The following is a 19,098-nucleotide window of genomic DNA, read 5'->3' as shown; positions in this document are numbered from 1 at the left end:
CGCAACACCGAAATTCCCGCAGTTGGTTGACGCGATTGGACCCCTGCTCCCACCGACATCTCACGCGATCGCGAACAATTGCCGTAGCCGGGACGGCAATTCGCCGGTGGAACCAATTGCAACACAGCTTTCGGTCCACAAATCGAGATAGCGTTCGATCGGAACGGATGTCCGCTCCGGCCAGCGGTTCAAGGCTCCCAGATCATCGAGACAGGTTTGTTTCCCAATTTTGACGTCCTCGTAGATCTGGAGGACGCCGACCACCGCGGGTCCCCACGGAACCTCCTTGCCGGATCTGACTTCCAGCTTCGCGCGATTCTCGCGGAACCACTCGAGCGGCGAAAGATCGTCCGCTTTGAACTTGTCCAGCAGCGCGGAGCCATATTGGCGAACAGCACGCGCAAAACCTGAGTCCCCCGCAAACGGTGGCGATCTCTCCCAGCTATCAGCGAGCAGCCTCAGACCGCGAACCGAAAATGTCTCCACGAGCACCTCCTCGAGCCATTGTGTCGGAGGTTGCGGCTTTGCGGAAAATTGCCAGCTGTTGCTCAGGACATGCCCAAGCTCGTGACCGAATTGATAGGCCAGCCTGCACCAGTCGGCATAGCCGATGTTCACGACGATCGATGCCATGTCGGGCTGATCGCTGTGCAGCCAGATCGCAGGCGCAACTTCGCCGTGATTTTCGATACGAAGCTTCTTGGGTTGCCGATCCGACAGCAATCGCATTCCCGACAGATCGACCTCCCGGATCCGCGTGAGTACACGCATCACGGCGTCGGTCGGTGCCGCATGCCAATCGCCCGATAATTCGATCGGAGCGCTCCGAAGGTTTTCTGTCGACGCGATCTCGCGCCCGAAACCCCTTCTGCTTCCCTTAACGGTAAGAACCGCCGCACTGCTCGAGAGAACGAGGAAGCGTCGGCGGTTGATCTTCGTCGTGCCAACCATCGGCTATTCTCGGCCTGATCGGTGAGAAAGCCAGGGATGCGCGATCCCTGGCTTCCTCGTCCGTTACTTCTTCAGCCGCCGACCTTAAGAGTCGTGTTTCGGCAGGTTGAGGTTGGGCCTGTTCGATTGATCGAATTGACCAATCGTTCCGGCACCACCCGGACGGGCTTGATCGAAAGCCGAACCGCCATCGGTGTTGCCCATGCGGGACAACAGCATCTGCGCCAAGCTCTTGATCGTCGTGAGATCGGCCTGCAACTGCTGGCCATTCATCGACCCTCCCGCCATGGCAAGCGCCAGGTCCGCGACTGCAGCCTCCAATCTTAGCAGCACCGGACTCAACGATCCAACGGTCGTATCGGGACTGATCGTGGTGGTCAGCGACGACTGATCGTCTTGCTGACCAGCCATCCCTGTTGCACCCGCCGGGCCTGTCGAGCCCGTCGCACCAGCACCTGTCGCCCCGGTGGCTCCGGTCGAACCAGCTGCGCCAGTCGCCCCGGTTGCTCCCGTCGCTCCGGCCGCGCCCGTCGGACCTGTCGGGCCGGTGTGACCGTGGCGGCCTGTCGGGCCGGTCGGCCCTCTCGGACCACGTGGACCTGTCGAGCCGGTCGCTCCAGTCGTACCCGCCGGACCGGTTGCACCCGTTGCACCGGCTGAGCCCGTCGGACCCGTCGGGCCGGTGTGACCGTGGCGGCCTGTCGGGCCGGTCGGCCCTCTCGGACCACGCGGACCAGTCGAGCCGGTCGCTCCAGTCGAACCCGCCGGACCGGTTGCACCCGTTGCACCGGCTGAGCCCGTCGGACCCGTCGGGCCGGTGTGACCGTTGCGGCCTGTCGGGCCGGTCGGCCCTCTCGGACCGCGCGGACCAGTCGAGCCGGTCGCCCCGGTCGACCCCCTCGGGCCGGTAGCTCCCGTTGCGCCCGTGGCTCCAGTCGCACCAGGATCGCCCGTTGCTCCAGTCGCACCCGTCGAGCCGGTTGCTCCAGTCGAGCCGGTTGCACCGGTTGCGCCGGTCGAGCCCGTTGCACCGGTCGAGCCGGTAGCTCCCGTTGCACCAGGATCACCTGTTGCTCCAGTCGCACCCGTCGAGCCCGTTGCACCGGTCGCACCCGTCGAGCCGGTGGCACCAGTGGCTCCCGTCGAGCCGGTGGCTCCGGTCGCACCCGTTGCGCCGGTGGCTCCAGTCGCACCCGTTGCGCCGGTGGCACCAGTTGCTCCCGTCGAGCCCGTTGCACCGGTCGCACCCGTCGCGCCGGTGGCACCAGTGGCTCCGGTCGCGCCCGTGGCTCCAGTCGCACCCGTCGCGCCGGTGGCTCCCGTTGCTCCCGTCGAGCCCGTTGCTCCAGTCGCACCCGTTGCGCCGGTGGCTCCCGTTGCTCCCGTCGAGCCGGTGGCTCCGGTCGCACCCGTCGCGCCGGTGGCACCAGTGGCTCCGGTCGCGCCCGTGGCTCCAGTCGCACCCGTCGCGCCGGTGGCTCCCGTTGCTCCCGTCGAGCCCGTTGCTCCAGTCGCACCCGTTGCGCCGGTGGCTCCCGTTGCTCCGGTCGCGCCCGTGGCTCCAGTCGCACCCGTCGCGCCGGTGGCACCAGTGGCTCCCGTCGAGCCGGTGGCTCCGGTCGCACCCGTTGCGCCAGTGGCTCCCGTTGCTCCCGTTGCGCCGGTGGCACCCGTTGCTCCGGTCGCGCCGGTGGCACCAGTCGCTCCCGTCGAGCCGGTGGCTCCGGTCGCACCCGTTGCGCCGGTGGCACCAGTTGCTCCCGTCGAGCCGGTGGCTCCGGTCGCACCCGTTGCGCCGGTGGCTCCCGTTGCTCCGGTCGCGCCCGTGGCTCCAGTCGCACCCGTCGCGCCGGTGGCTCCCGTCGAGCCGGTGGCTCCGGTCGCACCCGTTGCGCCGGTGGCTCCCGTTGCTCCGGTCGCGCCGGTGGCACCAGTTGCTCCTGTCGCGCCGGTTGCTCCGGTCGCGCCCGTTCGTCCCGTTGCTCCAGTCGCCCCCGTTGCTCCGGTAGCACCGGTCGAGCCGGTGGCCCCCGTTGCGCCGGTACGTCCCGTTGCACCCGTCGCGCCGGTGGCACCGGTTGAGCCGGTGGCTCCAGTTGCACCTGTCGCGCCGGTTGCTCCAGTCAAGCCAGTGGCACCTGTGGCTCCTGTTGCACCAGTCGAACCTGTTGCACCCGTCGAGCCCGTTGCTCCGGTCGCGCCGGTGGCTCCCGTTCGTCCCGTTGCCCCAGTCGCACCCGTGGCTCCGGTAGCACCAGTTGAACCGGTCGAGCCGGTGGCCCCCGTTGCGCCGGTACGCCCCGTTGCTCCAGTCGCGCCGGTAGCTCCAGTTGCACCTGTCGCGCCGGTTGCTCCAGTCAAGCCGGTGGCACCGGTGGCTCCTGTTGCACCTGTCGAACCTGTTGCACCCGTCGAGCCCGTTGCTCCGGTCGCACCAGTCGAACCAGTGGCTCCGGTCGAGCCGGTAGCTCCGGTCGAGCCGGTGGCTCCCGTCAAGCCGGTGGCGCCGGTCGCACCTGTGCCGCCAGTCGCGCCGGTGGCTCCGGTCGCACCCGTGGCACCAGTCGCACCCGTGGCTCCGGTCGCGCCGGTGTCGCCGGTCGCACCCGTGGCGCCAGTCGAACCCGTGGCTCCGGTCGCACCTGTGGCGCCAGTCGCGCCGGTGTCTCCGGTCGCACCTGTGGCGCCGGTCGCACCCGTGGCTCCGGTCGCGCCGGTGTCACCGGTCGCACCCGTGGCGCCAGTCGAACCTGTGGCTCCGGTCGCGCCGGTGTCACCGGTCGCACCCGTGGCGCCAGTCGAACCCGTGGTTCCGGTCGCGCCGGTGGCGCCAGTCGCGCCGGTGTCTCCGGTCGCACCTGTGGCGCCGGTCGCGCCGGTGTCACCCGTGGCGCCAGTCGAACCCGTGGCTCCGGTCGCACCTGTGGCGCCAGTCGCGCCGGTGTCTCCGGTCGCACCTGTGGCGCCGGTCGAACCTGTGGCTCCGGTCGCGCCGGTGTCTCCGGTCGCACCCGTGGCGCCAGTCGAACCTGTGGCTCCGGTCGCGCCGGTGTCTCCGGTCGCCCCCGTGGCGCCGGTCGAACCTGTGGCTCCGGTCGCGCCGGTGTCTCCGGTCGCCCCCGTGGCGCCGGTCGAACCTGTGGCTCCGGTCGCGCCGGTGTCTCCGGTCGCACCTGTGGCGCCGGTCGAACCTGTGGCTCCGGTCGCGCCGGTGTCACCGGTCGCACCCGTGGCGCCAGTCGCGCCGGTGTCTCCGGTCGCACCTGTGGCGCCGGTCGAACCTGTGGCTCCGGTCGCGCCAGTGTCACCGGTCGCACCCGTGGCGCCGGTCGAACCTGTGGCTCCGGTCGCGCCAGTGTCACCGGTCGCACCCGTGGCGCCGGTCGCGCCGGGATCGCCGGTCGCACCTGTTGCGCCAGTCGAACCTGCGGCTCCGGTCGCGCCGGTGGCCCCAGACGCACCTGTCGCACCTGTGCCTCCGGTCGAGCCTGTTGCTCCGGTCGTACCCGTCGGGCCGGTCGCGCCCGTGGCCCCGGTCGAACCTGTGGCTCCGGACGCGCCTGTCGCGCCTGTTGCTCCGGACGCACCTGTTGCTCCGGTCGCACCCGTCGCTCCCGTTGCACCGGTCGCACCCGTCGCTCCCGTTGCACCGGTCGGACCAGTCGCGCCCGTAGCTCCGGTTGAGGCGGAAACGCTTCCAGACGAGAATGTATCGCCGTTCGCCGTACCGCCGCCCGAGAACACCCCGTTCGTGATCGTTGCGACCGAGACGTAGTTATCCCCGTTTGAGTTGTAGTAGACTCCGTAAGTCCCGGTCGCGCTTGGAAGCAGGGTCTCAACGCTGAAGCCTGAGACGTTACCCGTGCCAGCGCCGAACCCCTTCGACGGCAGTTGGAATGAGGAAACAATCGTGAAGTTGCTGAGGTCAACCACGTAGAATGTGTTGATTTGGGGCTGACCTGAGTTTCCGATCGTGCCATTGAGCGTCAAGACCGCAGCGAGCAAGCCTTGATAACTTTGCGCGCCAATCGCGGTCATCGGGGCTTCCGCGTGACGATCGCTGCTGCTGGAGTCGAGCGTCCAACCGCCACCCAGCGTCTCTGCACCGATGAAGCTGCTGGCGCCATGAACGACAGCGCCGGTCGCATCCTCGAGTGCTTCCAGAAAATGGCAGCCTTCGTCAGCGAGCGCGGTACGACAGCTCCACAGGCGCAAGTCACCGCCCTCTTTGAGCGCGCGACCAATCGTTGCGAGCTCACTCCCATCGCCTGGCAGCGTCGCCGACGACCATTCACCTGAGCTGAAGACCACTCGGCCCGGTGCGCCATGCGCGACTACATGGATCGCGTCCCAGCGCTCAGCGCCACTCAATGCTTCCGCCATCTGCTTTGCAGCTGGCCTTGCACCGTCTAGCACAATAGCCCGAACCTCGGGCCGGAGATGCTCCAGCAGCGTGTTCAGATCGGGAACGAACGGATCGACGAACAGAAGCTCTGATTTGTGGGCCATGAAATTGGTCCTGTTTTTGACTTACAACAATTCACGTCAGGCCGAGCGCGGGTTGCCGCCTCAGCCCAAATCAATGTGCAGACGCTCTGTAGTGCGTTCAGACTATTCGCTGCTTGGTCCGTTTGGTGGTGAGAGACTCAGGGAGCTTCGGACGGACAGAAACGGACAGACCGTAAACTCTCCGTTCGCATCAAAAGTGCCGATGTCGTAAGCACTCGCGTAGCGCCCGACCTTGATCCGCATCTCGACCGCGTTGAAGCGATCGGACGCGTCCGGCAAAATGACTTGGGAAACGATCGTCTTGGTCGCTCGATCGACGACGAAGTAGGTCACGTTCTGGGTGGTCGCGCCACGCGGCAACGATCCGGTCACTGTGATCTCGTTTGAGATGCCCGCGGAGAGAAGCCCCGCATACTGGGCAACGCCTTTGCCCGTTATGGGAGGTGTCACGGGAACAGAGCTGCCGGAAGAAGCCGATTTGTCGGCCGGACCTGACTTAACCATGCGACGCCACCCCAACGCATTCAACGAGATCGAATCCCGGAAAACGCTCGTCCGGAGACCGACGCTCGAACCGACCACAATTTCGCGGCTCAACCTTGGGTGGTGCTCGCTATGCTCACTTCAGTCGTCAGCGACGGGCTGACGACCACATTCCAAGATTGAAACGTCATTCCAAAAGTTCCCGCCTGAAGCGCAGACGGACCGCAAAAATTAATTATCCCTTAATCATAGGGGGCCGAGAAAACGAGCGCAAGAAAATTCAAAATCGAAATCAAGATAAGTCAAATTATTTCCCTGTCGGGTTCCATTAACCTTCAAGCTGACGCTACAGGGCGCACAACTCACTGAATTTGCTGCCCGAACAATTTCAGCTAAGTTGTTTCGCAACGTCCGATGGAACCAAGGGGTCACCGACATAGGGCGTCGAGCACTTCAATATTTGCTGGTTTGAACTTTTCATAATTGGTTGCGTCAACCGAAAAAGTTTGGCGGTGGTGGAAAACAAGCGCCTTTGCCTCAACATGATCGTCAAGAACGAGGTGGCAAATCTCGAGCGCTGCCTGGCGGCGGTCGCTGACCACATCGCTTGCTGGGTCATCTGCGATACCGGCTCGTCTGACGGCACGCAGGACTTCATCAAGACGTTCTTTGCCCGGCGCAATCTACCGGGAGAACTCCATACGATTCCATTCGACAATTTCGGGCAAGCTCGGAACGACGCGCTCGATCGTGCCTGCGCCTCACCGCTTGATTTCGATTATATCCTGTTCAACGACGCCGATATGGAGCTCGTTGTCGACGACGCCGAATTTCGCAAATCCCTTACCGGTCCTGGCTACCGTCTCTTGCAACGGGCGTCGGGCGGGTTGAGCTACTGGAACACCCGACTGGTCCGGCGTGACAGCGGTTCGAAGTATTGTGGCGTGACACATGAATATATCGACGTCCCGGGAGACGTCATGGAATTGCAGGGCGCCTGGTACATCGATCACGCCAGCGGATCCAATCGTGGCGACAAATCAGAGCGGGATATCCGACTGCTCGAAGCGGCGCTCGAACTTGAGCCCGACAACGCTCGGTACTGGTTTTATCTTGCGTGGTCCTACCGAGATGCCGGCCAATATGGCAAAGCCGCCGCAGCCTTTGCCAAGCGCGCGGGTATGGGAGGCTGGGACGAAGAGGCGTGGATGGCGCGGCTGCAGCACGCACGTTGCCTGCGAGATCTGGGCGACGAGGATGGATTCGTCAGCAAGGCACTCGAAGCATTCAAGCAAAGGCCGACACGCGCGGAGCCCCTTTACGATCTAGCACGATACTATCGAGAACGCGGCAGGCATGAGACGAGCCTCCACTTTTCCGAGCTCGGACTTTCTATACCTGCCCCCGAAAACGACATCCTTTTCGTCGAAACCGACGTCTATCAGACCGGTCTGCGTGAGGAGTTCTCGGTCGCCGCAAATTATTGTCAGGATGCCGCTCGCTGGGACCGTGGCTACTCGATCTGCAACGATCTGGCGCTCGACCGAGCAATTCCGGACGCCCCACGTGAGCTTGCGCGGACAAATCTGTTCTTTTACCTGCAGCCGGCAGAGCGGCTCTTTGGATCATTTTCTGCACGACCGGTGGATTACGATGTCCCCCAAGGCTATCGGCCAACCAACCCCTCCGTCTCGCGTCATGGAAATGACCTCTATCTCGTGCAGCGGGCAGTGAATTTTCGGCTGCTCAAAGACGGCACCTACGAGACGGACAACGGCGCTCCCATCCGAACGCGCAACTTTCTGCTACGGCTGAACGCGGACCTCGGGGTGCAAGCGGCGGCCGAACTTCTGCAGCCCGCCGACTACCCAACAGCCCAATTCGAGGAAGTGCAAGGACTCGAGGATATTCGTCTGTTCAGCTGGAATGGCTCGCTATGGGGCATTTCATGCGTCCGCGAACTGAATGCCGAGGGCTGGTGCGAACAGTTGATCGCCCGGATTGAACAGCGAAGCAATACGGAAACCCGGCTCGCTGAGTGGCGCGTGCTCCGTCCTGAGGGCCCACGCCTCCACGAAAAGAACTGGATGCCACAAGCCAACGGCGCCGCTCTGCGCTTCGTCTACTCGTGCGACCCGACCAGGATTGTAGACGATAGGGGTAAATTCGTCTCAGCGAATGCTGCTGGCTTTGCGGTCGAACAGTTCCGAGGCGGAACGCAACTCATTGAATTCGACGAAGGCTGGCTCGCACTCGTCCACGAAGTTCACTGGCAGAACGATCGAAGGTTCTATCAGCATCGCTTTGTATGGTTCGATCGCGAAAGCAATCTGAGCCGGCTTAGTCGCCCGTTCTATTTCAAGGACAAAGGGGTCGAGTTCGCGGCCGGTCTGGCCTGGCATCCGGACGGCCGTCGCTTGCTCGTATCCTACGGTGTCGCCGATAGCGAATCCTGGATCGCCTCGATTGAGGCAGCCGAAGTGCGTGCTTCACTTGAAGGTAATTCGGCGGCGCCAACCGAGGTTTCTGCTGCGCCGTCTCCCCATCGGTCCGAGAACGAGCGCAGAAGTAAAGAACCCGCGGTCAAGGAGTCAGGGTTGTCGAAACCAAGTGGAAAGTCGATCGGCCTGTGCATGATCGTCAAGAACGAGGCGGCGGTTATCGTCCGTTGCCTCGACAGTGTCCGACCGATGATCGACTATGTGTTGATCGAAGACACCGGCTCGACCGACGGCACGCAGGACATCATTCGACAGTGGCTCGACAGGAACGGATTGGCGGGCGAAGTCATCGACGAACCCTGGCGCGATTTCGCATACAACCGGTCGCATGCGCTCGCTTGCCTGCGTCGGAACCCGGACGTCGATTACGCCCTCATCATCGACGCCGATGACGCCCTCACCATCGAGCCGGAATTTGACATCGCCGCGTTCAAGTCTGGCATGACCGCAGACCTCTATGACGTCACCATCAACCACAACGGCGTCCGTCATTATCGACCGCACCTGTGCAGTAACAAGAAGGAGTTCCATTTTCGCGGCGTCCTGCACGAATTCGTGGAAGCGCCGGCCGATGCCCACGGTCGGGAGACCGCCTCGGGCTTTGCGATCCAGATTGGCGGCGGCGGTGCGCGCAGCCAGGACCCCACGAAGTACCGCAAGGATGCTGCGCTGCTAGAGGGCGCCCTACAGAACGAGACGGACGCGTTTCTCCGCTCCCGTTACACGTTCTACCTTGCTCAAAGCTATCGCGACTGCCACGAGCCTGAGAAGGCTCTCAGGCACTACTTGGCCCGGGCTGAAATGGGCTTTTGGCAGGAAGAGGTTTTCATTTCACTCAATGCTGCGGCGCGACTCAAGGAAGCGCTCGATCATTCTGAAGACGACGTGATTGCGGCCTATCAGCGAGCCGCCGATTCTCAGCCCGCGAGAGCTGAAGCATTGCACGGTGCGAGCCGCTACTGCCGTTCAAAGGGTCGCAACAAGGAGGGAGCTGACTTCGCCCGCCGCGGCATTGACCTACCGATACCTATTGGAGCGCTCTTCGCCGAAGAATGGATCTACGAGTTCGGGCTACTCGATGAATTCGCCGTCAACGCATATTGGTCTGGCGATTATCAAGACTGCATAGACGCCTGCCTTCGTATTCTTCAAAGCCGGTCAATCGATGAAGGCCTGAGGCGCCGCGTAGAAGACAATCTGCGCTTTGCGACGGACCGGATCTCCGAAAGCATCGACCCACCGAATGTAGCCGACGTACCCGACGAAAATCGCCCGCTTCCTAAAGTACTGATAGCAATCCTTGCCAAAAGCAAAGCTGGCCACCTGCCGTTGTTTCTGGAGTGCATCGAGGCGCTCGACTATCCGTCGGAGCGGATCGCGCTTTACATCCGGACCAACAACAATCGGGATGATACCGCCGAAATTCTCCGGGACTGGCTTCAGCGTGTCGGACCGCGGTATTCGCACGTAGAATTCGACGATAGTGATGTATCGGAACGCGTTCAGGACTTTGCGGACCATGAGTGGAACGGCACTCGCTTCTCCGTGCTAGGTCGAATCCGCCAACACAGCATGAACCAGACTCTGGCTCTGGGATGCGACTACTATTTCGTGGTCGACGTCGACAACTACCTGCGCCCCCTCACCCTGCGGCACCTTGTAGAGCTCAATCTTCCGATCGTGGCGCCTCTGCTCAAGTGTGTCGACGCCGATCGGCCGCTGTACTCGAACTATCACCAGAAGATCGACGCGAACGGATATTTTCTTCCGAGCGACGAATACAACAATATTCTCAGCCGGTCGTCGCCAGGCCTCCACGAGGTGCCGGTGGTACATTGCACATATCTGGTTCGCGCAGACGCCATACCGCAATTGACCTACGATGACGGATCGGGCCGCTATGAATATGTCGTATTCGCCCACAGCGCGCGCCGCGCGGGATTGTCCCAGACATTGGACACTCGCGAAATCTACGGATGGCTGACCTTCGCGTCCGATGGGGAGGCAATCCGACCGCTGATCGCCGCAGAACTTCCAGCAAAATCGGCGCAGAAAGCAGCAAGAGAGGACGGCGCTCCGCTCAGTAGTGGGAAACGAACGATACGGCTGAAGGAGTATCCTGCGAACATATCCTTGTCTCACACACCTTCAGATGAATACGTCGAGAGTCGAAAGCACAGCCTCGTCCGCAAGCCTTATCTCCTGGAGACTGATGCCATCGGCTTCATTCGCGGATCAAAATCTCCGGCTGTAGCGGCTCAAAGTGTGATTGTTCTAGGCGACAGCGTGGTCGAGGGCATGTACCTCGATCCCGATGACCGGTTTTGCGCGAAGCTCGAGACGATTCTTCGCAGCGAGAAGCAGCTTGATGTTATCGTAAGAAACGGCGGCTACAGCGGAGCTACGACGCTCCATATGCTGAATTTGTTTCTCAACAAGATCATTCCGCTCAAGCCCGACCTCGTCATCCTGATGACGGGGATTGTCGATGTCGACGTGGCGAACCTGGAGGCCAGCTTTTGGAGTCGTGATTGCTGGCTCGAGCCGATCATTGACCTGAACACAAACAACTCGTGGCGGGATCACAACACCCTCTCTACACCGACCTTTGAGGATCGTCGTCGACTGCTGGATATCTTTTCGTCCGTCGCTCGATCCTTTGGCATCGAACTCTGGTTCGCGACCGTTCCCCATCGCCAGGGCGAAGGAGCCGATCCGGCTGTGGAGCGAAGTCGCTTGTCCATCAACGAGACGACACGCGCTGTCGCTCGTGCGGGAGGGCACGCCCTTTGTGATTTAGAGGCACAACTCGCCCACCGCACCGATATTTTTCAAGATGCTTTTCACCTAAACTCGGTCGGCGCCGAGGTCGTGGCTCGCTCGATCATTGCAGATGGCCTAGGTTCGTTCCTCCTCGCAAAGGAATCGACGGTGCCTGACCTCCCCATGGAGAAGGACGGGCGATCAAGGGATGAGATTTGTGTACTCAACTTGGACCAGAGCACCATTCGCTGGGACAAGTTCAAAGCCCGCAATGCCCACCTGGCCAACTTTGAACGAATTTCAGCGATCGAGGGCACCAAGCTAGATCGCCTCCAGCTCGAAAAGCAGGGCCTCATCGCGCCCGGACTTGACTACGGCGCCGGAGCCTTGGGCTGTGCGCTCTCTCACATTCAACTTTGGCAAAAGGCTGCGTCTCAAGAACATCCTGTGACGATTTTCGAGGACGACGCCCTTAGCCATCCCGCGTTCGACGAGCATCGAGCAGCCGTGCTGGCACAACTTCCCGCCGACTGGGATATCATCTTATGGGGCTATGTTTACGATCCGCTTTTCCTTTGGGTCGATCTTGGATTCTCAGCTGCGGAGCTTCGGTTTTACGATCGAGCCGAACCCTTTGCCTGGAGCGATACCACGGACGGCCGCCCAATTTATCGTCCCCATCGTCTTAGACACGCTTTCGGCACGCAGGCATACTCGGTCAGTCCACGTGGAGCGAGCCGTCTCTTGAATGCAGTGCTGCCCCTCAGGAAGCAATTGGTACCGTTTCCTGGAACGCCAATCGTAAATCAGGATCAGGGGATCGACGGCGCCATGAACAATGCGTACCAGACAATGCGTAGCTTCGTTTGCATTCCTCCCCTCGTCGTCCCAGCGCGACGATGGTCTCAGCGACCGCTTGAGAAGCGGATAGTCGCGTATGCCGCCAGTGCGGAAATGCCGTGAACAATTGCGACCTTAAGAAGGGAAACGACTTGAGACTGCAAAACGTCCCCTTGTTGGAGGTCCAGGCACGATGGGGCTACAGCGAGTTGACCGGTTCTCCGGCGGCCCGGCATTATTCTGATTTAGGGCATCTTGTCGCGAAGCGATTGGACGGGACTTCGTTCGAGCAGCTCTCCGACGCCGAACAATATGAACTTGCTTTTGGTACGGCGTGCGCTCGGCCGGTCCTGCTCGCGTTTCTGACGGGAGTGACTTCGTTCGACCTTGTTAAGGTTGGACGGACCAGATTGGGCTCGATGTTCGTGCCGCCAAATGTGTGGGATCCTGAGAGCGAGGGACGTTTCGTTTCGTTCGCTGAATACATGGGAACGACCAGCGCCAAGCCGGACGATCCCAGAAATGTAGTGCCTAGGGGAACCAACTATGAGTCTCCCGCAGATCCGATTACGTTCGGTCGGTCGTTTAGCTTTCCAATATTGATCGATGGCTTTCACCGCGCCGCCGGCTTCTGGAAGTACGGTCCACCCAACGGGACGTTGCCCGCCTACTTTCCGTCAGGTCTGGTGATAGAGGACTGAGTTCCGCTCGTCGGTAACCCTGCGAAGCGGTTACCGTGCTTTCTACCTTTGCGTGGGGCCCATGGGTGCGATCGGCGCCCGGCTTTCCCTGCGCCCTCTTCGAGAGATGCCGGAACGAAGGGCAAAGCTCAGACAATTCATGTCGCGAGAACGCGGATGTTTGACTCCCGCTGGCGCAACATACTCGATGTAGTCCCGGGCAAGCCCAACGCGACCCATAACCACCAACGATCATTGCTGCACGACGCTGGGGCCGCAGCTTTCTCCTACGCAAGCCTGTGGTAACGGGTCCCTGCTTTCGCGGGACGACGCCGGAATGCAGCCGAAACGCCGCGCCCGGCACCACGACCTAATGCGGCCGCGACATCAGCGCCACGACGGCCGAGCGGGTCTCGACGCCGAGTTTCTCGAAGATATGGATCAGGTGCGTCTTCACCGTCGCGAGCCCGATGTTCAGGCACTCGCCGATCTCGCGATTGGTCCGGCCGCAGCACAACAGTTCGACGACCTCCATCTCGCGCGAGGTCAGACCGTAGCGCGCCGGCTCGTCGGCATTCGACGACAGGCGGCCGGTCAGGTTGAACTCGAGATAGTCATGGATCTTCTCGGCAATATGCATGCTGCCGTCGGGGATTGCACAGCCCGGCGCCCACAGCACGCTCATTCCGGCCACGATCCGGTCGTTGCGGCGGAAGAAGAACTCGATCATGTCGGCCACGCCGCATTGGCCGGCGAAGGCACGGTAGGTCGCCGCTTCCTGCGACGCGCATTGGTCGAGCGCGACGCTGAGCCGCGCAATCGGCCGGTTGCTGGCGGAACGCGGATGCAGCGGATCGAGCCGGTTCATGCCGGCGAGATACTGGTCGTGAAAGCTCGGCGGGACGTTGCTGGAGAGCACGAAGCGGTTGAGCGTCAAATTGCCGTCGACCTCGTAGAACGCGGTCGCGGAGCCCTCGAGAATCCCCCGTGCGAACTGGATGGCTTGCGTGGTTGCCGGATCCGGTCGGCCCAGAAGCGCGATCATGACCTACCTCCCGATGTTTCCCGATGGCGAACGTCTGCGCGTCGCATGGTTGTCACGCTGGGGCAGCCGCGGGGCATAGTCAAGCAAATTGCGGGCCAAGCGCACAAAGCGCACATCCGGGAAAACAGTTACGCCGAAGTAACCCGGCGGCCCCCTCCACCATCCGGTTGATTGCGAGCGGCGCGGCGCATGCGGAACTTTTGCCCGTCTTCCAATGGCATTGCTGGATCAAGAATGAATTCGCGTCGCATCATGGCCGCCTTCCCTCCCGCGGCCGACGAACAGGTCACGCTCGCCAACTGGCGTCAGCATCCGTTTAGTGAATGGGCATTCCGCAATGTCCGCGAGCTGCTGCCCACCGCGAACATCGCACGCGGCGCGACGCCGGCGCCGCTGTCCTTTGCGCCGCGCTATCTCGATGATGTCAGCTTCGCCAACCCGCGCGGCGAAACGGTGGGTGTCGGCGAGGCCCTGCGCGCCAGCCACACCGACGGCATCGTGGTGTCGCATCGCGGACAGGTCGTGTTCGAATGGTATGCCCACGGCCTGACGCCTGATACCCCACATCTGATCTTCTCCGTCAGCAAGTCGGTCGCTGGAACGCTCGGCGGCATCCTCACCGATCGCGGCATGCTCGATCCCGATGCGCCGGTGACGCGCTATATCCCGGAGATGGATGGATCGGCCTATGGTGGCAGCTGCACGGTACGCCACCTGCTCGACATGAGCGTCGGCATCCGCTTCGACGAGGATTACATGGCGCGCGACGGCGACGTCATGAACTACCGGCGCTCGACCGGCTGGGAACCGCCGGATCCATCCGTTCCGCCGAGCAACCTGCGCGACTATCTGCGCACGCTGCGGCCAAACGGCGCGCCGCACGGACAGACCTTCCACTACGTCTCGACCAACACCGACGTGCTCGGCTGGGTCTATGAGCGCGCCTGCGGCATGTCCTACGCAAAAATCCTCTCGCAATATCTGTGGCAGCCGATGGGCGCCGAGCACGACGCCTACATCACGGTCGATTCGCACGGCGCGGCGCGGGTCGCCGGCGGCATCTGCGCGACGGTGCGCGACCTCGCCCGCTTTGGCGAGATGATGCGCAATCACGGCATCAGCAATGGTCGCCAGGTCGTGCCCGGCTGGTGGGTCGACGACATCAGGCGGAACGGCAATGCCGAGGCGTGGTCGCGCGGTGATCTGACCAAGGTGTTTCCGAACGGCAACTACCGCAACAAGTGGTACACGATCGACCGGCGCGAAACGCCGTTTGCAGCCGTCGGCATCCATGGCCAATGGATCTACATCGATCCGGCCAGCGAGACGGTGATCGCGCGCGTCTCCTCGCAGCCGCTGCCGATGGACCTCGATCTCGATCACATGTGGATGCGCGGCTATCGCGCGATCGCGGCGAAGCTTGCCGGGAAGGCCTGAGGGCTCGCGACAGGGGGACATCATGGGACCATCGATCAACCGCCGCCGTCTGCTGCAGCTCAGCGCAGGCGCAGGCCTCGGCCTCGCGATGCCGCGCATCGCAAGGGCGAGTTCGAAGACGATCACCGCGGTGATGCACGCACCGCTGCGTGCCACCGATCCGATCATGACGACGGCGTGGACGGCGCGCAACCACGGCTACATGATCTACGACACGCTGTTCTCGACCAACTCAAAATTCGAGATCAAGCCGCAGATGGTCGAGGCCCGGGAGGTCTCCGCCGACAGCCTGACCTACACGTTCCGCCTGCGGCCCGGCCTCAAATTCCATGACGGCAGCGCGGTGACGTCGGCCGACGCAATCCCTTCGCTGCAGCGCTGGGCCAGGCGCGACACGATGGGCCAGAAACTGTTCGAATTCGTCGCCGAGCTGAAGGCGGTCGACGAGCGCACCTTCCGAATGGTGCTGAAGGAGCCGTGCGGCTTCGTACTGGCGGCACTCGGCAAGCCGACCGCCAACGTGCCCTTCATCGTGCCCGCTCGGATCGCGGCGACGCCCGCCGACCGGGCCATCACGGATCATCTCGGCTCCGGGCCATTCCGCTTCGTGACGTCAGAATTCCAGCCCGGCGTGAAGGCCGCGTACGAGAAAAATCCGGACTACGTGTCGCGCGAGGAACCGTCCGACGGCACCGGCGGCAGCAAGGTGGTGAAGATCGGCCGCTACGAATGGATCAGCGTGCCGGACTTCCAGATCGCGACCAACGCGCTGATGAACGACGAGATCGACTATTTCGAGGTGCCGCCGCACGATCATCATGCGATGCTCGCGCGCGCCGCGAATGTCGAGCTGACCGATTACAACACGCTCGGCTTCTCCGGCATGTGCCGGATGAACTGGCTGGTGCCGCCGTTCGACCGGCCGGAGATTCGCCAGGCGGTGCTGCACGCGGTGAACCAGAAGGACTGGCTCGACACCCAGATCGGCAACCCCGATTACTACAAGGTCACGCCCGCGATCTTCATCGCCGGCACGCCGTTCGAAAGCGCGGTCGGTTGGTCGACCAAGGCGGACACCGCAAAGGCCAAGGAACTGCTCAAGCAGGGCGGCTACAAGGGCGAGCCGATCACGATCCTGCACGCGACCGACGCCCCGATCATCACCGCGCTCGGCACGGTCACCGCCGAGGCGCTGCGCGCGATCGGGATGAACGTCAATTTGCTGGCGATGGACTGGGGTTCGGTGGTGGCGCGGCGCGCCAAGCAGTCGATGCCGGCCGAGGGCGGCTGGTCGCTCTATCATTCGACCTGGGCCAGCGCCGACCTCGTCAATCCGATCGGCAATGCCTGCGTCAACGGCAAGGGCAAGAATGGGGGCTTCTTCGGCTGGGTCGAGGACGCCGAGCTCGAGCGGCTGCGCGACAGCTTTGCCCGCGCCGCGGCGACGCCGGATCAGAAGGCGCTGGCCGACAAGATCCAGGCGCGCGCCTATGAGGTGGTCACCCACGTGCCGACCGGGCAGTACAATCAACCGGCCGCGACGCGGAAAGCGCTGAAGGACATCGTCCGCGCGCCGGTGCCGCTGTTCTGGAACGTCGACAAGACCGGTTGACGGGCCTCCTATTCGATCGGCGGCCGCCGCGTATGCCAATCCGTGACCGACTGGAACGCGCAACCGGCGCGGACCAGTACGTCTTCGGAAAGATGCGGGCCGACCAGTTGCATGCTAAGCGGCATCTGGTCCGACGCGATGCCCATCGGCAGCGTGATGGTCGGGCTGCCCGAGAAGTCGAATACCGCGGTGAAGCGCAGGATGCTCAGGAGCACGCTGGGATCGGCGCCGTATTCGCTCATCTTCGTCAGCGTCGGGATCGGCACCGGCATGGTCGGGATCAGCAGCAGGTCGATATCCTCGAACATCGCAGTCAGACTGCCAGCGAACTTCAGCCGCTCGTGATGGATCGCGGCAACATCGACGCCGCTCGTCGCCCTGCCCTGCTCGATCAGCTGGGCGAGGTCCGGTCCATATTCCGACTTCTGCGACGGGTAGGTGTCGAGATGCGCCTCCGCCGTCTCGACCGAGCACATCGCAATCCACTGGCTGACCAGCTTCTGATAGGGCGGGAAATGCACCTCGCGGATGTCGGCACCGAGCGCGGCGAGCGTGCGCTCGGCCTGCAGCAGGGCCGTCACAACCTGGCGGTCGATGCCCTCCTGGGTGTACCTGCGATCGACGCCGATCCGAAGGCCCCTGATGCCATCGCCTGTCCCGGCCAGATAGTTCGGCACCGGCGCCCGCAACGCGGTCGGATCGTTGACGTCGGCGCCCGCGATGACGCCGAGCACCGCAGCTGCATCGGCGGCGCTGCGGCACATCGGTCCGACATGATCGAGCGAATCCGCCAGCGGGAAGACGCCGTGCCGGCTGACGCGCCCCCAGGTCGGCTTGATGCCGGTCAGACCGCAGGTCGCCGACGGAAACCTGATCGAGCCGCCGGTGTCGCTGCCGATCGAGCCGTAGCAGAGCCCGGCCGAGGTCGCGACGCCCGACCCGGTCGACGACGAGCCGACCCAATAGTTCACGTTCCACGGATTGAGTGGCGCCTGGATTGCCGGATGGTGGCTGGTGTAGGCGCCCTCCGTCATCTTGAGCTTGCCGAGCGTCACCGCGCCGGCAACTTCGAGCCGGTCGACGATCGTGGCATTGAACGACGGCACGAACCTGGCGTGGATCGTCGTGCCGCCCGCGGTCGGCGCGAACGACGTATAGCAGAGGTCCTTCAGCCCAATTGGAACGCCATGCAGCGGGCCGCGCCAGATGCCCCTGGCGATCTCGGCGTCGTATTGCCTGGCCTGGGCCATCGCCCGCTCCGCAAGCACGAGCGCGTAGCCGTGAAACTGTCCGTCCAGCTTTGCGATCCGGCCCAGGATCGCCTCCGTGATCTCCGAAGGCTTCGCCTCGCCGCTTCGAATGAGCCCGGAGATCTCGGTAATCGGCTTGTAGTGCAGAGGATCCGCTGACATCTGACGCCCCGTTGTTATTTGAGAATGCCGGCGCGGACCGCCGCTCCGAGCGGCGGTCTCGCAGCTGTGCTGACGGCGTGATGCGCCTAGAACTGAACGCGGCGCGTCAACGCACCGTCCACAACGAGGTTGGTCCCCGTGATGAAGCTCGCCGCCTTGCTCGCAAGGAACACGGCGGCGTTCGCCATCTCCTGCGGCGTGCCCATGCGGCCGGTCGGATTGAGCGCCAGCGCGCTCTTGTACAGTTCGGGATTGCCGTCCTTGATCATGTTCCAGACGCCGCCCTCGAAATAGGTATTGCCCGGCGACACCGAATTGGCGCGGATGCCCTTGGCCGCGAGCTGGTAGGCCAGGCCCTGGGTGTAGTGGATGATCGCGGCCTTGAACGTGCCGTAAGGACCGCTGGCGAAATCGACCTCGCGGCCGGACACGCTGGAGATGGTGACGATCGCGGCGGCCTTGCTCTTCTCGAGATACGGCATCGCGGCATTGACGAGGCGCACCGTCCCCATCATGTCGGTGGAGAATTCCTTCTCCCAGCTCTCCTCGTCCTGTCCGATCGACAGCGCGCTGACATTGGCGACCACGACATCGATGCCGCCGAGTTTCGACGCCATGTCGGCGACCCAGGCCTTCAGCGCCGGTCCGTTCGAGACGTCGACCGCAGCGCCGAACGCCGCCACGCCCTTGGCCTTGATTGCGGTAACTGCGCCGTCGACGTCAGCATGGTTGCGCGCGCAGATGCCGACATTGGCGCCCTCGGCCGCAAATGTGTCCGCGATCGCCCTGCCGATGCCCTTGGTGCTGCCGGTGACGAGAACCTTTGCTCCCTTGAGTCCGAGATCCATGTCCATTCCCTCCGTTA

At 63.0% G+C, this 19,098-nt stretch carries 11 protein-coding genes and 1 pseudogene; 5 read left to right on the top strand and 7 right to left on the bottom strand.

The genetic code is table 11. The annotated features are described in order from the left end of the window. Positions 1-60 precede the first annotated feature (60 nt). Together ACVILL_RS28145 and ACVILL_RS28140 are read right to left on the bottom strand one after the other, a co-directional pair. Positions 61-951, bottom strand: a complete 891-nt coding sequence (locus ACVILL_RS28145; RefSeq protein WP_456732029.1) for a hypothetical protein — start codon at positions 949-951, stop codon at positions 61-63. Positions 952-1,035: 84 nt separating this feature from the next. Beyond that, positions 1,036-1,362: a hypothetical protein gene (locus tag ACVILL_RS28140; RefSeq protein WP_456734479.1), complete on the bottom strand. Its 327-nt coding sequence runs from the start codon at positions 1,360-1,362 to the stop codon at positions 1,036-1,038. A gap of 2,035 nt (positions 1,363-3,397) precedes the next feature. Between ACVILL_RS28140 and ACVILL_RS28135 the strand changes: the two genes are divergently transcribed. Further along, entirely contained in the window at positions 3,398-4,726 is a 1,329-nt protein-coding gene (locus ACVILL_RS28135; RefSeq protein ID WP_456732028.1) for a hypothetical protein, read from the top strand. A gap of 284 nt (positions 4,727-5,010) precedes the next feature. On the opposite strand, the pseudogene ACVILL_RS28130 reads toward ACVILL_RS28135, so the two are convergent. Both ACVILL_RS28130 and ACVILL_RS28125 read right to left on the bottom strand, forming a co-directional pair. Next, positions 5,011-5,460 (bottom strand): annotated as a pseudogene (locus ACVILL_RS28130) (DUF4347 domain-containing protein); the annotation flags it as partial. Positions 5,461-5,562: 102 nt separating this feature from the next. Next, positions 5,563-5,964, bottom strand: coding sequence for a hypothetical protein (locus tag ACVILL_RS28125; RefSeq protein WP_456732027.1), 402 nt, complete (start codon positions 5,962-5,964; stop codon positions 5,563-5,565). 491 nt (positions 5,965-6,455) lie between these two features. Here ACVILL_RS28125 and ACVILL_RS28120 point away from each other — a divergent pair, with 491 nt between their 5' ends. After that, positions 6,456-12,170: a glycosyltransferase gene (locus ACVILL_RS28120; protein ID WP_456734380.1), complete on the top strand. Its 5,715-nt coding sequence runs from the start codon at positions 6,456-6,458 to the stop codon at positions 12,168-12,170. Continuing rightward, positions 12,167-12,748 (top strand): hypothetical protein, encoded by a 582-nt coding sequence (locus ACVILL_RS28115; RefSeq protein ID WP_456732026.1) that lies wholly within the window; start codon positions 12,167-12,169, stop codon positions 12,746-12,748. The genes ACVILL_RS28120 and ACVILL_RS28115 overlap by 4 nt, the downstream gene beginning before the upstream one ends. Positions 12,749-13,097: 349 nt before the next feature. Here the strand turns inward: ACVILL_RS28115 and ACVILL_RS28110 are convergent, their stop codons facing one another. Then, entirely contained in the window at positions 13,098-13,772 is a 675-nt protein-coding gene (locus tag ACVILL_RS28110; protein WP_456732025.1) for a response regulator transcription factor, read from the bottom strand. 234 nt (positions 13,773-14,006) lie between these two features. Here ACVILL_RS28110 and ACVILL_RS28105 point away from each other — a divergent pair, with 234 nt between their 5' ends. Together ACVILL_RS28105 and ACVILL_RS28100 are read left to right on the top strand one after the other, a co-directional pair. Then, the gene (locus tag ACVILL_RS28105) at positions 14,007-15,209 is read left to right on the top strand and encodes a serine hydrolase domain-containing protein (RefSeq protein WP_456732024.1); all 1,203 of its coding nucleotides are present in this window, start codon (positions 14,007-14,009) and stop codon (positions 15,207-15,209) included. Between the two features lie 22 nt (positions 15,210-15,231). Further along, positions 15,232-16,821, top strand: a complete 1,590-nt coding sequence (locus ACVILL_RS28100) for an ABC transporter substrate-binding protein (protein WP_456732023.1) — start codon at positions 15,232-15,234, stop codon at positions 16,819-16,821. Between the two features lie 8 nt (positions 16,822-16,829). Here ACVILL_RS28100 and ACVILL_RS28095 read toward each other — a convergent pair whose 3' ends face one another. Both ACVILL_RS28095 and ACVILL_RS28090 read right to left on the bottom strand, forming a co-directional pair. Beyond that, a complete protein-coding gene (locus tag ACVILL_RS28095; protein ID WP_456732022.1) occupies positions 16,830-18,233 on the bottom strand; it encodes an amidase in 1,404 nt (467 codons plus the stop codon). A gap of 86 nt (positions 18,234-18,319) precedes the next feature. Then, positions 18,320-19,081 carry an SDR family NAD(P)-dependent oxidoreductase gene (locus tag ACVILL_RS28090; RefSeq protein ID WP_456732021.1) on the bottom strand — a complete coding sequence of 254 codons (762 nt, stop codon included), beginning with the start codon at positions 19,079-19,081 and terminating at the stop codon, positions 18,320-18,322. Positions 19,082-19,098 lie beyond the last annotated feature (17 nt).

The sequence above is a fragment of the Bradyrhizobium sp. USDA 3364 genome, from assembly GCF_054056355.1.
Note: the sequence above shows the minus strand (reverse complement) of the source record. Positions and strands in the feature narration are given on the sequence as shown.

Coding starts and splice junctions, on each gene's coding strand:
- ACVILL_RS28110 (WP_456732025.1), bottom strand. CDS start 13,772: ATGATCGCGCTTCTGGGCCGACCGGATCCGGCAACCACGCAAGCCATC.
- ACVILL_RS28140 (WP_456734479.1), bottom strand. CDS start 1,362: ATGGCTGGTCAGCAAGACGATCAGTCGTCGCTGACCACCACGATCAGT.
- ACVILL_RS28100 (WP_456732023.1), top strand. CDS start 15,232: ATGGGACCATCGATCAACCGCCGCCGTCTGCTGCAGCTCAGCGCAGGC.
- ACVILL_RS28095 (WP_456732022.1), bottom strand. CDS start 18,233: ATGTCAGCGGATCCTCTGCACTACAAGCCGATTACCGAGATCTCCGGG.
- ACVILL_RS28105 (WP_456732024.1), top strand. CDS start 14,007: ATGAATTCGCGTCGCATCATGGCCGCCTTCCCTCCCGCGGCCGACGAA.
- ACVILL_RS28090 (WP_456732021.1), bottom strand. CDS start 19,081: ATGGATCTCGGACTCAAGGGAGCAAAGGTTCTCGTCACCGGCAGCACC.
- ACVILL_RS28145 (WP_456732029.1), bottom strand. CDS start 951: ATGGTTGGCACGACGAAGATCAACCGCCGACGCTTCCTCGTTCTCTCG.
- ACVILL_RS28125 (WP_456732027.1), bottom strand. CDS start 5,964: ATGGTTAAGTCAGGTCCGGCCGACAAATCGGCTTCTTCCGGCAGCTCT.